Origin of the sequence: Paraburkholderia sp. EG286A (genome assembly GCF_040965375.1) — a bacterium.
GTDB lineage: Bacteria > Pseudomonadota > Gammaproteobacteria > Burkholderiales > Burkholderiaceae > Paraburkholderia.
In genome coordinates, this window is record NZ_JBFRCB010000018.1 from 1 (window position 1) to 12,690 (window position 12,690).

At 56.3% G+C, this 12,690-nt stretch carries 14 protein-coding genes and 4 pseudogenes; 11 read left to right on the forward strand and 7 right to left on the reverse strand.

Annotated features, from left to right (window positions below; translation table 11 throughout):
* Positions 1–116: 116 nt before the first annotated feature.
* Both AB4Y35_RS40705 and AB4Y35_RS40710 read right to left on the reverse strand, forming a co-directional pair.
* Complete coding sequence (locus AB4Y35_RS40705) at positions 117–725, reverse strand: RES family NAD+ phosphorylase (protein WP_368708724.1); 609 nt, start codon at positions 723–725, stop codon at positions 117–119.
* On the reverse strand, positions 725–1,363 hold the full coding sequence (locus AB4Y35_RS40710) for a hypothetical protein (protein WP_368692154.1): 639 nt from the start codon (positions 1,361–1,363) through the stop codon (positions 725–727). Before AB4Y35_RS40710 ends, AB4Y35_RS40705 begins: the two co-directional genes overlap by 1 nt.
* Before the next feature lie 662 nt (positions 1,364–2,025).
* Here AB4Y35_RS40710 and AB4Y35_RS40715 point away from each other — a divergent pair.
* On the forward strand, positions 2,026–2,553 hold the full coding sequence (locus AB4Y35_RS40715; protein WP_368692153.1) for a hypothetical protein: 528 nt from the start codon (positions 2,026–2,028) through the stop codon (positions 2,551–2,553).
* 492 nt (positions 2,554–3,045) lie between these two features.
* On the opposite strand, the pseudogene AB4Y35_RS40720 reads toward AB4Y35_RS40715, so the two are convergent.
* Positions 3,046–3,117 (reverse strand): annotated as a pseudogene (locus tag AB4Y35_RS40720) (IS6 family transposase); the annotation flags it as partial.
* 469 nt (positions 3,118–3,586) lie between these two features.
* On the opposite strand from AB4Y35_RS40720, the pseudogene AB4Y35_RS40725 reads away from it, so the two are divergent.
* From AB4Y35_RS40725 to AB4Y35_RS40745, 5 genes and pseudogenes are all read left to right on the forward strand, one after another.
* Positions 3,587–3,847: pseudogene (locus AB4Y35_RS40725) on the forward strand (integrase); the annotation flags it as partial.
* 14 nt (positions 3,848–3,861) lie between these two features.
* Complete coding sequence (locus tag AB4Y35_RS40730) at positions 3,862–4,677, forward strand: class I SAM-dependent methyltransferase (protein WP_368692152.1); 816 nt, start codon at positions 3,862–3,864, stop codon at positions 4,675–4,677.
* 75 nt (positions 4,678–4,752) lie between these two features.
* Positions 4,753–5,079: a hypothetical protein gene (locus AB4Y35_RS40735; protein ID WP_368692208.1), complete on the forward strand. Its 327-nt coding sequence runs from the start codon at positions 4,753–4,755 to the stop codon at positions 5,077–5,079.
* Between the two features lie 263 nt (positions 5,080–5,342).
* Positions 5,343–5,612 (forward strand): hypothetical protein, encoded by a 270-nt coding sequence (locus AB4Y35_RS40740; protein ID WP_368697587.1) that lies wholly within the window; start codon positions 5,343–5,345, stop codon positions 5,610–5,612.
* Positions 5,560–6,556 (forward strand): annotated as a pseudogene (locus AB4Y35_RS40745) (IS110 family transposase); the annotation flags it as partial. The gene AB4Y35_RS40740 and the pseudogene AB4Y35_RS40745, both read left to right, overlap by 53 nt.
* 440 nt (positions 6,557–6,996) lie before the next feature.
* Here AB4Y35_RS40745 and AB4Y35_RS40750 read toward each other — a convergent pair.
* Positions 6,997–7,926, reverse strand: a complete 930-nt coding sequence (locus tag AB4Y35_RS40750) for a class I SAM-dependent methyltransferase (protein WP_368692151.1) — start codon at positions 7,924–7,926, stop codon at positions 6,997–6,999.
* Positions 7,923–9,170 carry an STM4012 family radical SAM protein gene (locus tag AB4Y35_RS40755; protein WP_368692200.1) on the reverse strand — a complete coding sequence of 416 codons (1,248 nt, stop codon included), beginning with the start codon at positions 9,168–9,170 and terminating at the stop codon, positions 7,923–7,925. Before AB4Y35_RS40755 ends, AB4Y35_RS40750 begins: the two co-directional genes overlap by 4 nt.
* Between AB4Y35_RS40755 and AB4Y35_RS40760 the strand changes: the two genes are divergently transcribed.
* Positions 9,122–9,448: a hypothetical protein gene (locus tag AB4Y35_RS40760; RefSeq protein ID WP_368692207.1), complete on the forward strand. Its 327-nt coding sequence runs from the start codon at positions 9,122–9,124 to the stop codon at positions 9,446–9,448. The genes AB4Y35_RS40755 and AB4Y35_RS40760 overlap by 49 nt on opposite strands.
* Here the strand turns inward: AB4Y35_RS40760 and AB4Y35_RS40765 are convergent.
* Positions 9,356–10,385, reverse strand: a pseudogene (locus tag AB4Y35_RS40765) (IS630 family transposase). The gene AB4Y35_RS40760 and the pseudogene AB4Y35_RS40765 sit on opposite strands and share 93 nt — an antisense overlap.
* A 900-nt stretch (positions 10,386–11,285) precedes the next feature.
* A complete protein-coding gene (locus AB4Y35_RS40770) occupies positions 11,286–11,429 on the reverse strand; it encodes a hypothetical protein (protein ID WP_368692150.1) in 144 nt (47 codons plus the stop codon).
* On the opposite strand from AB4Y35_RS40770, the gene AB4Y35_RS40775 reads away from it, so the two are divergent.
* From AB4Y35_RS40775 to AB4Y35_RS40790, 4 genes are read left to right on the forward strand one after another with little or no spacing between them, the layout of a single operon-like run.
* Positions 11,428–11,589 (forward strand): hypothetical protein, encoded by a 162-nt coding sequence (locus AB4Y35_RS40775; protein ID WP_368692149.1) that lies wholly within the window; start codon positions 11,428–11,430, stop codon positions 11,587–11,589. The two genes, AB4Y35_RS40770 and AB4Y35_RS40775, sit on opposite strands and share 2 nt — an antisense overlap.
* A gap of 3 nt (positions 11,590–11,592) precedes the next feature.
* On the forward strand, positions 11,593–11,868 hold the full coding sequence (locus tag AB4Y35_RS40780) for a transposase (protein WP_368692148.1): 276 nt from the start codon (positions 11,593–11,595) through the stop codon (positions 11,866–11,868).
* The gene (locus AB4Y35_RS40785) at positions 11,796–12,146 is read left to right on the forward strand and encodes a transposase (RefSeq protein WP_368692199.1); all 351 of its coding nucleotides are present in this window, start codon (positions 11,796–11,798) and stop codon (positions 12,144–12,146) included. Before AB4Y35_RS40780 ends, AB4Y35_RS40785 begins: the two co-directional genes overlap by 73 nt.
* The gene (locus AB4Y35_RS40790; protein WP_368692147.1) at positions 12,095–12,364 is read left to right on the forward strand and encodes a hypothetical protein; all 270 of its coding nucleotides are present in this window, start codon (positions 12,095–12,097) and stop codon (positions 12,362–12,364) included. The genes AB4Y35_RS40785 and AB4Y35_RS40790 overlap by 52 nt, the downstream gene beginning before the upstream one ends.
* The last annotated feature ends 326 nt before the right edge of the window (positions 12,365–12,690 follow it).

The window sequence follows — 12,690 nt, forward strand, 5'->3', positions numbered from 1 at the left end:
AGCCCGACGCACAGGCTCACCATCCTGACGCAGACATCGCCGGTCGATCGCGACCGTCGCGATGCAGCTACGCTCGCCCGCTGGTTGCGAACGATTCTACATTCGGTGTGGAGAATTCATCGCTTACCCTTTGTCCGTAACGGCTCGACGGCCATCGACTCGTCGCTGACAACAGTCAGGCGTGAGGACGGAAGCCGCTGGCCAAAAAGCATCACGCAACGGCCTGAATCATCCCTGCGGGAGCCGTATGCGATGGCATGCGCGCCTGGGCACTGGTTGTATGCTGCCTGGGACCACTTCCGCGTCGAATCGTAGACGGCCGGCAGGCTGTCTATCAGGTCCGCCCTTGTCAGGTCCAGGGCAGGAAGGTGCGGCGTGTGAAAGCTGACGCACTGAATTGGATCCGGAATGGTCAGCCTTGCGAGCCGGAAGTGCGTCAGCCGGTCGAGGTCGAAGACGCCCGGCGGACTCAGCGGCACGTCATGGAACAGCGACTCCATGACGACGCAGGCGAATGAACTCGCAGCATAGTACGTGTGGACCGGCGATCCATCCGGACAGGAAATCGGCGCAAAGCGGGTATTGCCCCAGCCCTGCGCAAAGGTCGTCGCGGTCGTTGCATGCGGGTGCGTGCAGTACGCGTGATACCAGACCGGCACGTCTTCCCACGTGACGGACACGACGGTGAAGGCTTCCGCGCCGCCAGGCATGTGCGGACCAGCCATCAGGCGATGTACCCGTGACTGGTGTGGCGCGCCGCTGCGTCGACCACCGCATCGTGCCGGTCAAGGGCATCCCGCGGGGATGCAGGTTCGCCCTCATGGCCGCCAGTGCCAGCGATCCATCCGTTCGGGAAATGAAACCACGCCGCGATCTTCCAGCTGTCTGCGACCGGACCCAGCGCCTCGAGGATGTCCTTGATAACGGGCAGCGGCTGGAACATCGCATCGAACTGGTAGCCCGCATAGTATTCCTTGCCGTTGAATGCCACGCTGAAGATCCGGCCCCGGCGCTTCCAGTCGCTCGCAGGCTGAGCCTTGTTGGTGGGCGGCGTCGCCTGGAGCCTGTTGATTTCCTCCGCCGTCAGCCAGTCGCCTCGCGCAAAAACCTCGCGCATGGTCTTCTGGCGCCGGATACGCTCCTCGATCAACGCGGGCGTCGGCGCAGCCAGGCCAGTGATCGCACGCGCAAGGTCATCCGCGCGCAGGAAAACCTGTGTCTCCCACTGGGGCGTGGCCAGAAGAACGGTCAGCAACTCCTGCATGCCTTTTTTTAGGGTAGAGGCGACGGCCGGATCGGTTCCCCGCGGGAGCGGCAAATTCAACACGACATCCGTGTTTGCTTCACCATGAACCTGGATCATGACTCCCTCCGACAGTTTGCGAATCTGCCAACATTATAGATGATGTCGGCAAAATCGCAATTTATGGAGGTGGCGAGCCGCCGAGCAATGGGGAGGATTCTTCAGGGAGATATGTGGCCCCATTATCCATCGCCTGATACGGTCCCGTCGCATCGAGGCGCAGGCGAGCACCACAGGCTGCAGGGACGTCCCCGCCCTGCTCGAGGCCCGCGCGTTCCCCAAGGCCCCCTGCGATGGAGCTCTCCGCTCGAAGCACCAGGACGGGGCAAGCCGGCTTCCACGCTGAGTTTGACATCCCCCGGCCTGTACAGATTGCGCCGGCGCACGGGGGCTGTCCGACTCTTCACCGCGCCTGCGACCACCTCGCCGCCATGTTCATCGGCGCGCGAGTCGCTACCGGCTAATAGGTGTCACAATGGCGGCAGGGTCTCCGGGCTTCCGCCCGCGTCAATATGAACTCACAGCTGTCAGCGTGCGGTGACCAGCTCCCGGCAATCTGATGGCATAGTCTCCCCCGCGATCGCAGGAAGAACCGATACAGGGGTCCCCGTGCTTTTCGTGCCGTTTACCGGGTTAGCGGGCTCTAGGCCTGACAAGGCTTTCCGGTCCGCCCTACGTTAATTTTCAAATAAATCAGGTGGTTGCTGTCTGGTCCTTCTGTATTGCGTGAAGACCTGGCCGGAGGGGCTTATCCAGCCTGCCGTGCTCTCGATCGGATCAGCCGGGGCTGCATGGCGGCGATAAGGAATATTTTTCTTCATAGCTATATATTCCCGGAGGCGCAGAACCTGCCCATCGAGTTCTTCCGTGACTTCCCGTCGTTCCTCAACTTCGCGTTCGATTCACGCAACCTGCTCACAGTATGGCTGGCCGCGCATCCGTGCCTGGCCACCACGCTCGAGCGCGCGCCGTATGCCGCCCTGTACGGTCGTATCCAGGCGCGTGTGCAACTCAAGCCCGTGATCGAGCGCGAGCGCTTCGCGCAACTGATTGCGCACGCCCTGAAGAGCGCCGGCTGCACGCATACGCTGCTGGCCGACTCCGGGCTCGAACTGTTGCGGCAGGCCTCACGCGGTTTGCCGCGACAGGCCGGGCGCATCCTGCGCACCGCCATGCAACTGGCCGTGCCCCGCGGCCTGAACCATCTGCCCGACGAACTGCTGCAACAGGCTATCGAGGAGTTCCGGTGAGCAGGCGCCGCAAACACCCGAAGGCGTCTCGCACGGCGCCGAAGGTCATGTCCCGACCGCCTGCACTACCCGAACTGACGGATGAAGCCGCCGCGCAGATCAGCGACTGCTGGGCGACTGGCTCCTGTGGTTCAGCGCGGCATACGGCGAACAGATCCGTCGCAACGAACCGTGGACGGCACCGCCACGCGAACCACCTCCCTCTCATCGCATCGACGATCCCTTCTGACGACACAGCAGCCCCGAGCTTAACAGCCGGGGCTGCGTTCGTTGTGCCGTGCGTCAAACGCGCGATGCCACGCACGTATCGTCTTCTTGCATCTCGCGTTCAATTAGCAAGGACTTCTACTCGACTGGCCCGTGTGGCGCGACAATCTGGATGAGAGACGGGGCTCTCATCTTGTTTGACGCGCGGCAGGCCCGCGACAATCAGCGTCGTCTCGCCTCGAATATCTCGCGATACCGAACCCCGAATACCGCGAGACGTAACAACCAGCGAACCGCGCAGCTGATGACGATGGCAGGGAAGCGGTGACCGTGATAAAGCGACTTTCTTTTCTTCATCGCTTCATTCTACCCCCGCTACTGCGTCAACCTGACAGAGCCCTTCACCGGGCTCACCCTGGATCCGTCCAATTCCTGAGAAAATGTACGTCCTGTGCCCTCTTGCGTCGTGAATACCTCAACGTGACAACGCCCTATTTCGCGATCAGCTGGCGCAAGTAGGATCACGCAGTCTTTGAGATTGATCAACCGGCAACAAGTTTGAAGCGTGTCTATCTTGTGCCGTGCCTATCGAGTCGGGCAAAATGATCTTGCCTGTTCTGGCTCCGGATGGATGTGATCTTTCTTTGAATGTCGACTATTGCAATTCACTCAATCATCTGAAAATCGGGGTGACAGGATTTTATCTCTCCAGAGGCCGTAATTGATTCAAAAGCTACCGATCAACGATCAAGGAACCCATCATGCAGACTCGTAAAATGAAGGTGCCCCGGGAACCGTGGAGGCTGGTTGGTTTAAGCTAATAGCGTACGCCGGACTCAGCTCTCGCGCGCCTGTTGAGCACTATCTGGCGGCTCGCAAGGCTGCCGGACAATCGGCGCGCGGTAGGCTCGGGAACATCCGGCGAGATCTCATGCTGTTTGCCAACAGCCGTCACAGGCCGGATCTCGCCGCGGTGTTTCAGCACACGCCAGAAGAGCGGCAAGCACGCGCCAGCGCCGTCGAACGAGCAATCAAGCTGTTGCCCGCGCTGCCGGTGCCGCAACCCCAGATCAGCGACGCCGTTGACGCAAGGAGGACGAGATGGATTATGCATCGATGCTCCAACCCCACAATGCCGAGGCCGCAGGCACGTGGGGAAGTGCAGGGCGGCAATATGAACGAGTTAGTCAATCAATCTCCGATGCGATTGAGCATTGCGTTATTCGCGTCGCTCCGCAGCCCGGCGAGCGCGTTCTGGACGTGGCCACGGGTACAGGGTGGGCCGCACGGCGCATCGCTGCCCGTGGCGCAAGCGGTATAGGAATTGACTTGGCAGCAAATCTCATCGAGACCGCCAAAGCGTATGCGGCTGATGCGCAATTATCCTTCGAGTTCCAAGTGGGCGATGCGGAGGCGCTGCAATTCGAGGATCAAAGCTTCGACGCCGTCATTTCGACATTCGGCGTTATGTTTGCCAGCGATCCGGACGCAGCGGCCTCGGAGTTGGCGCGGGTCTGCAAACCGGGGGGCAGGCTGGGAATTGCATCCTGGCCTTCCGACGGTACGGTCGCTGGGTTGTTCAAAATCATGCAGCCATATGTGACGCGACCTCCCGTGCCACTACCAACGTCGCCATTTGCCTGGGGGAACACAGATTACGTTAAGAAGCTGCTTGGAGCGGCCTTCGACTTGCGCTTTGAGAGCGGCACTACCGTCTTGCGCGAACTGAACGGGTCTACCGTGTGGGAGTTGTCCGTGGAGAGCTACGGCCCCACTAAAACCTTGGCCGCGAGCTTGGATCCGGACAGCCGTGAGCGCCTAAGGCAGGATTTCATAACATATCACGAAGGGTTTCAGTCCGAGTTGGGGATTGCGATGCCGCGGGAGTACCTCGTGGCTATCGGCATCCGAAAGTAGCCTTTGCGTATTGGCAGACACACACTGAACCGCGCCGGGTTTTCCGGAGGCGCCACTTCTTGAGAAAATGGAGCTATGGAAAATACCAAGAAGAAGGCCCCACGGTACTCGCCGGAAGTTCGTGAGCGGGCTGTGCGAATGGTGCTGGAACATCAAGGCGACCGTGACTCGCAATGGAAGGTAATCGGGTTGTGTCGCGTTAAGGACGATGGCGTCGCCTCGACTGCAGCCGAACAATACTTCCGGGTAGATGGATGTCGCTCATGGGCCTTCGCTACGGTGGAGCCGGCCGACGGCAGCCGGATGCGGGTGACTGTGCGCCGTGAAAGCGGCGAATCGAATTCCTGCCGCAGGCAGGAGGAGAAGAGTTGCTTCTGGGTCGTCAATCTTACCGGATGGTGAAAACCTTAAGGGATATGAGCATGGTTGAAAAGCATGAGATGGGCGAACGTACCAGACCCGTCGTTATGCAAGACCCGCGCAATATGGTTAAAGCTGGATTGCCTGAACCCCAGACCCCAGTGATGGAACCGCACATCCTCCGCCACGGTACGTTTGGGCGGTGCCAACGGGCTAGGACAGTACGAGTTACGCCGTCTGAACTCTTCTCCCGTTGGACGACGATCACAAGAGAGCGCGGTAACGGAAAGAGTCCACTGGTAGCCATGTTTGGCGGTATATCATTGCCATGGCGAAAAGACGCAGTACTCGACGACCGCCCAAAGAAAGTCTTCAACGGGCTACGTAGTGAAATTGTGTCACGCCTGCTCGCACAGGAATGTGAGGTCTGCGGGACTACGGATGGGCCGTTTCAAGTTCATCATATCCGCAGATTGAGCGACCTTGACCAAACCGGACGGAAGGCCAGACCTATATGGATCAAGCGTATGGAAGCGCATGCAGTCAAAAGCGTCAAACGTCGTGTTCGTCTATGAAGCCGCCCCTGCGGCTATGGCCTTCATCGCCAGTTGACGGCGAAGGGTTACCCCTGCATGGTCTGCGCGCCGTCACTGATTCCCCGCAAGCCCGGCGAGCGGGTCAAGACCGACCGCCGCGATTCTGCGAAACTGGTACGAGCGCTTCGCGCCGGAGATCTGTCTCCCGTGCACGTGCCCACTGTCGAGGACGATGCGTTTCGTGATCTGGTCCGCACCTGGGGCGCCGCCAAACAGGATCTGAAACAGGCCAGGCAACGTCTCAAAGCCTTCCTGCTCGCCCATGACGTGCGCTATCCGGCCGCGCCAACTGGGGGCCAGCACACCGGCGCTGGATCAGCGGCTACTCGTTCGATTCGCACTGGCAGCAGCTTGCGTTCGAGGAGTATCGCAGGACCATCGAAGACCGTCTGGCGCAGTGCGAACGACTCGAGACGGCTTTGCGCGAGATGGCACCACAATGGCGATTCTATCCAGTGGTTAAAACGCTTCAGTCGCTACGCGGCATTCAGTTCACGAGCGCCATCGGCTTGCTTGCCGAGCTCGGTGATCTGTCACGCTTCGATCACCCGCGGCAGTTGACTGCCTGGCTTGGTCTCACGCCATCCGAACATTCCTCGGGCCAGGGGCGCAGGCTGGGTGGCATCACAAAGGCCGGCAACGGCCATGCGCGTCACCTGATGGTTGAAGCGGCCTGGTCGTACCGTCACCCCGCCAAGGTCAGCCGCGCCATTCAGCAACGCCATGACGGACTGCCCAAGGCTATCATCAATCGCGCGTGGGATGCACAGCTGCGACTGTGCAAGCGGTATCGCAGGCTGGTCGCCCGTGGCAAGCATCCCAACGTCGCCGTGATCGCAATCGCACGGGAACTGGCCGCATTCGTGTGGGATATCGCGCGAATGACCTCAAATCCGATTGAGCAGCAAACACACTCGCATTGATCACGGCACCATTGCAAATTCAACGGAGGAGGAACAGTCTGCTGAGGACGGCGCAGCACGGTCCGTGAACAATCTGCGAAGATACTACGAGACGGCCTTCAGGCCAGACTCTCGGCCATAGAGCGCGGCAGGTTCACAAGACGGAACCCTGTAATGTGGTAACCAACCCACGGATATCAGCCGGATCCACCGTCGACGTTACAGGCTGCGCCGCCCTCAGCAGATTCACCGAAAAGCGATCGGCGCTCAGAAAAAAACCTTGGGGGACTTGACCGCGAAAGTCATATCAGTATCTAGACCGGTTATAAAAACTGCGATGGTCGGTATGAGGATTCGACTATGCAACAGCGTTCAATGTTCATCGGTTCGCCTCGTCCGCTTGCGCACAATTAGCAGATCCTTTGTTTTACGGAATGTCAAAAAATGGAGGAATGGCTGGATTATTCCGTAGGATAGTTGCTAGAGTTTCGCAACGAAAATGGTGACGTAAAATACTCGTATTTGCCCGTCAAAATGCCCTGTGTGAATTGGAGTCCGTGTCTCCCAAAAATCCAGTCTTCAACCACATAGTTGCCCGTCAGCTCTGTAGGAGAGGTCATGTTCCACCCTGGCATTTCAATCCGATTGACGTGTCTCGGACGAACACCCATCGACTTGACTGAGGTAGCGTTGGCTCCAATGGGTATACGTTCGAACAAGAATAAAGGAAGGCTGTCGCTGTTCGAAAGATCGACCTTCGTCAAACTGAACCGCTCGACCGAATTTGCTTTTCTCGAGAGAAACTTCTCAACGGCATGCACATGCGTCGGAATACCCGGATGTGAATCCCACTTCGCGTAGAAATCGGAACGAAGAATCTGCCAGTCCGCATATTGCGAGTCGAGATCGCCTCGGTCAAACGAATTAGCATGTCGGCACTCGTGCGGAACTGGGTAGCGAGGAATTCCAATAATCGATGTGAAGTTGTGAAATCCACCCGGATTTGTCCGTTGCCTCATCTTCCGAAGCAAGGGAATCCACACTGCTTTTTTTACAAAATGCAACGATGAGTGCGCCAAGGCTAAATCATAATTTTCATTCGGAACGAAATCCTCAATCCGACCCTCAATCACATCGATGTTCAACGAATATCGGTCAGCAATCGAATGAAGTTTCTTTACGGCGCTCGAGGAAAGTTCCAAGGCGGTCACCTTGTGTCCCCTGAGGGCGAGAAAGAGCGCATTTCTCCCTTCACCACAGCCGATGTCTATAACAGACGACTTTCGTGGTAGAAATTGTTCAATTTCAAATACCTCAACGCTCGGTCCGCCCATCGTCCACACTTTCGCATCCGAATATCCTTTCTCCCAAAACCGCTCACTGTTGCTCATCGTGGAACATACCTTTCTTCCAAGGTTTTCACACGGTTCGAGAAAAGGTGGTGCGCGACCAAATTACTGTATTTGTAACCCTTCGTGGTCAATCGAATCTTGTCATTGGACGGTGGCTCGATGCAACCCTCAGCCTCGAGTGCGTCAATCACGTCCGAAAAATCAGAATACAGATTCCGGCCGAACCGTGATGAATAGAATGTACCAGAAAGTTGGTTCAATGTAAGACTGAGAATGAAATATCTCAGGCGCTCTTCGCGAGCATCAAGAACAATTCCGTACCTCACCATGCTATGTTCGGTGATTTCGAAGTTCAAATAGTCTTCAATGGCCTTTCCGACCTCCTCGAGGTTGACCGCGTAGTCGAAACTGTAGTGGTATTTTCCGTTGTAGCTTCTTGCGCCTGCTCCAATTCCGATCATCGGAACGCCGAGAAAGTCGGAAGTCTCTTGGGCGTACGCGCTGGTATTCTCAGGCAGACGGGTGAACCTAGTGAAGGACTCTTGTCGGTATCCATTCATTCGCATGAACTCGACATTTCTATCGTAAATCGCATACTTGTTTCGGTCGTTGATGTACCGCTCTGGATGCAATCGCTGCTGCTTATGAATCGCAGTGAGAGGTCGGCTAACTGCAGGATACAGTGAGATAGTCAATGGACCTGATGAAACGATGTGGCGGAGCGAATTTTCCCAGCTTTCGTAGGTCTGGCCTGAAAGGCCGTAGATCAGATCCAGATTGAAATTTTCGAAACGCTTTCGAATATTCTCTATCGCAGAGATTGTTGTCGAAACCGGGTATGGGCGACCGCTAGCCTTCAGCTCAGCGGAATCCATAGTTTGGATACCCATACTGATCCGGTTCACGCCTTGGCTTTTCAAGGAATCGAGAAGTTCCTCGGACATCGAGTCGGGAGAACCTTCGACACATAGCTCAGCGAAGGACGCAATATTTGGGAATCCATGCTGAACCGATGAGAAAATCTGTCCGAATTGTTTTTCGTTTAAAATAGTTGGGGTTCCGCCACCAAAATACACAGATACCACTGCCTTACTTCCGCAGTACTTCGCATAAAATTTGATCTGATCACATAACTTATCGACATAACTTTGTATTATGCCGCCTGTATGATTAGTCGTTAGAAATAACGTACAATAAGTACACCTATACTTGCAAAATGGTATGTGGATATATATTGAAACTGGCCCGCGATCACCTGTGCACCATACTTTCGCAATGTCGATATTATGTAGATATTTATACGATCTTTTCGAAGGATAACTATATACGTACGACTCAAAGTGACTTTTACTTATGGAATGTCGAATTGAATCCGCAATTTGTTGCATGCTTCCTCCAGTCACGTCTGCATTTTTCAGGGATGGATGTGACGCGAAAGTTGAAGTTACCAAGCTTTCCGAAATACGTGTCACATAGCGGCATATTGGCACTCGGACTGGCGAAAGAAGGATTTCACCAGTTCTGGCAGTTTCTGGATGCGACGCAACGCGCCAAGCGCTAGTCATTCCATCTTGTTCTTGCGCCAGTCATTTCGAGACGCTGCGCTTTACATGCGCCCAGACCTGCTCATCGCGATTCAGATGTGGCGAATACGGCGGAAGCTAGAAAAGCTTGAGCCGCCTATTCTGGGTCGTTACGAAATCCTGAGCCAACCTTGCCCTGTGCACCGGATGGCCGTCGAGCACCAGAAACACGGGTTTGTCCGCGCCGATGATCTGGCTGCCAAGAAACTCCCGAAACACTGCCGCAGTGACTGCGCCATCGTGCACCATGAATCGGAACTCGCCTTGCGGACTGACCGCCGGAATCATGTTCAACGAAAACCAACTGCCCGTGGTTTCCACCACCGGCGTTTGGCCCTGTGGCACCCATGTCGTGCCAGTATGGTAATCGGAGCGAAGACTCGACTCGTCGGAAAAATAGATCGTCGCTCCAGCCGATCAAGCGGCCTGGATGGCGGAGTAAGTCTCGAACTCCCATTGGCGAACGAGCGCGGCGCCTTTGCTGCCACGCCTGGTACAACAGCTTCTGTGCCGTGAAGCCCAGCAACTTCATGATGCGGCTCACGCCGGAGACCGACAGCTTCTTGCCAAACTTGCGTTCGATGAGCACTGCAATCAGTGGGAGCGTCCACAGCCCAAGCTCGAACTTGTATTGCAGTGGCGTATTGTCCCGCACGGCTTTGGCCAACCAACGCATTTCCTCGGGACTGACTTTGGGCGGCCGACCCGGAATCGCCTTTGCCAGCAAGGCGTTCTTCCAACGTTGACGAAATCGGACAGCCAGCGATAGACGCTGCATTCGTTCACCCCATAGGCCGCCGCAGCAACGCTTGCCACATCTTGCCCTTCGCGTATGGCCTTCACGGCCTGCTGACGCATCGCCTGCAACGTTGGGCGGCCGAAAACTCGATCACGCGACGTGCGTTTGCATTTCATCCTCGTGTTTTCTCATCATGGTGACAATACTTTTGGAAAACTTAGTACGTGACTAAAACGATTTTTATGGCAAGAGAGTGTCCTTGCCCGGCGGGGCAGGTATACCTATTAGGGGCTGGCCAAGATCCGCTCGAATTGCTAACATGAGCCCAGCGGTTATGGAAGCGTCGTCCACTTATTCGATGCGCAGCCTCAAACCGCTGAAAAATGCGTTGAAGTCGCGTTGGAATTGCTCATCAATTTAAAAAATTGCGGCAGGAGCCGCGTAAGCGGCCTGCTAGGAACAGACTGGAGGCTGCCCTTCCACGTGGCAGCACCAACCGTGCCACCCATTTGGCTCACATACAGGCTCAGCAGCCGAGATTGGCTGAGCCAAAACCATCATGATGACGGTTAAGCCCAGGAGCATTGATTTCGTAACTTTACGCATAACGCTACTCCGATAAGATCAATCTATGAATCTACGTCGGATATTATGCGAAATCCATGCCAACACGCCAACGCCAATAGAGACCAGAAAACGGCCATTAAAGACATCCACCGATAGTACTAACAGACAAACCAGATAATTCTGCCAATTTTTGTCGCTCCCGCAACAAATTGCTTCATCCCTGCTTGGACGGTGTTAGGTACCGGGATTAGCGTGCAGCAACAAGGCGTTCGTCGCTCCGTCATCGCGTTATGGCTCGGGCATGAATCTGTGGAAAGCGCGGAGATCTATGTCGAAGCGGCTCTTGCAATCCCCGTCCCCCTTGGTCGTGTTCGAGACATACGACGGTTCTATATCAAACAAAATGTGCAAAAAGCTCTGATGTGGGAGACACGACTCCCGCGGCCCATCATCACCATATCAATTTGCTGTTCGTCGATCACTTGCTGCATTGAACTCTGGTGCAAATTTCAATAGCGAGCGAGAAGCAGCGTGTTCGTGCCCTCCTCTTGAGCGGAAAGAACTGCCTTCAAAATAGCGGGTGTATTGGTATCTTTGAGGTGTAGGTTCGCGAGATCGAGTTGCGCTTTGCGAATGCGATGCGTCAACTCCATGCCCGAGATCGTGACGGTCACGTTTCTAAAACATTTGAAGCCGCTGCTGAAGGCGCCGAGCCGGCTGGTTGCGGGCATCATCAAAAAAACGGCGGCCCGCAAAGGCATCCTGCCGGGCATCTTGACGGCGCTGCACACGTTCGGGCGCAACCTGCAATGAAACGTGCATGTCCATCTGAGCGTGACCTGCGGGGGCTTAACGCCCGACGGCGAGCAGTGGAAGTCGATATATTTCGTGAAGGCACAGGTCATGCCGATGTGGCGCCACGCAATCGTCGATCTATTGCGGCAGTCGTACGACTGCGCTGATTCTGCCGCAGGAGCTGAAAACGCAGTACCCGACAAAAGTGGCGTGGAGGCCGCTGGCTGGATGGTCACTACGGCAAGCCATGGATCGTCCATTTTGCGCCACCGTCGGACAGCCATATCCGCAACGTGAACTACCTTGGCCGGTATATCAAACGCCCGCCGTCGTCGCAGTCGAGGCTGAAGCATTACGACGTCAAGACGGTGGCGTTCGACTATCTGGACCATCGGGACGGACGGCATCGGGTCGCACAGTTCGAGACGGAAACGTTCATCGACCGGTTCGTGCAGCACATCCCGGAGAAGCACTTCTGGCTGATCAACTTCTACGGATTCGTGGCGAATCGTGTGCGGGGTCAATGGCTGTGCCCAAGGTCTACGCGTTGCTGGACCAGGACGTGGAGCCGATGAAGACGAACCGCTACCGCAATCTGCAGAGCCGTGCATTCGGCGCGGATCCGTTGAACTGCCTGCTGTGCGGGATCCCGTTGCGCTACATCGGCATCACCCGGGGCAAGTCGCTGGCGCAGTTGCGCCCGCATCCACGAGGCGCTGGCGCGCGCAAAAATTGTTGCCTGACCGCTCAGCGGGCGCAGTCCGTCCTGAGGCCGGGGAAATGGCATGTTTGAGCGAAAGCGTGTCCTGTTCGTGATAATCGTTACGCATTGACGGCGCCGTCCACTTCGTCATCAGCACGACCGGCTGCACATGCTGCGACGGTCCGCCCTGCTCCGGCACTTCCAAATTCCTATGCGTCAAGGTTGCTTCGTGCGGCCTTAATGTATTGTGTTTGCTCCATCAGCTGACGTTCAGACCGGATGCTGTACAGCACCTGCAGCAGCATCGCCCGCCTGCAGGGCGGCCAATCAGAAAGCGATGAGCGGATTTTGGGGGCTTTTGGCAAATTCTCGCCAAGCTGGAGCTCGCAGCCCGTAAAGTTTCCGAGTCGTCAAAG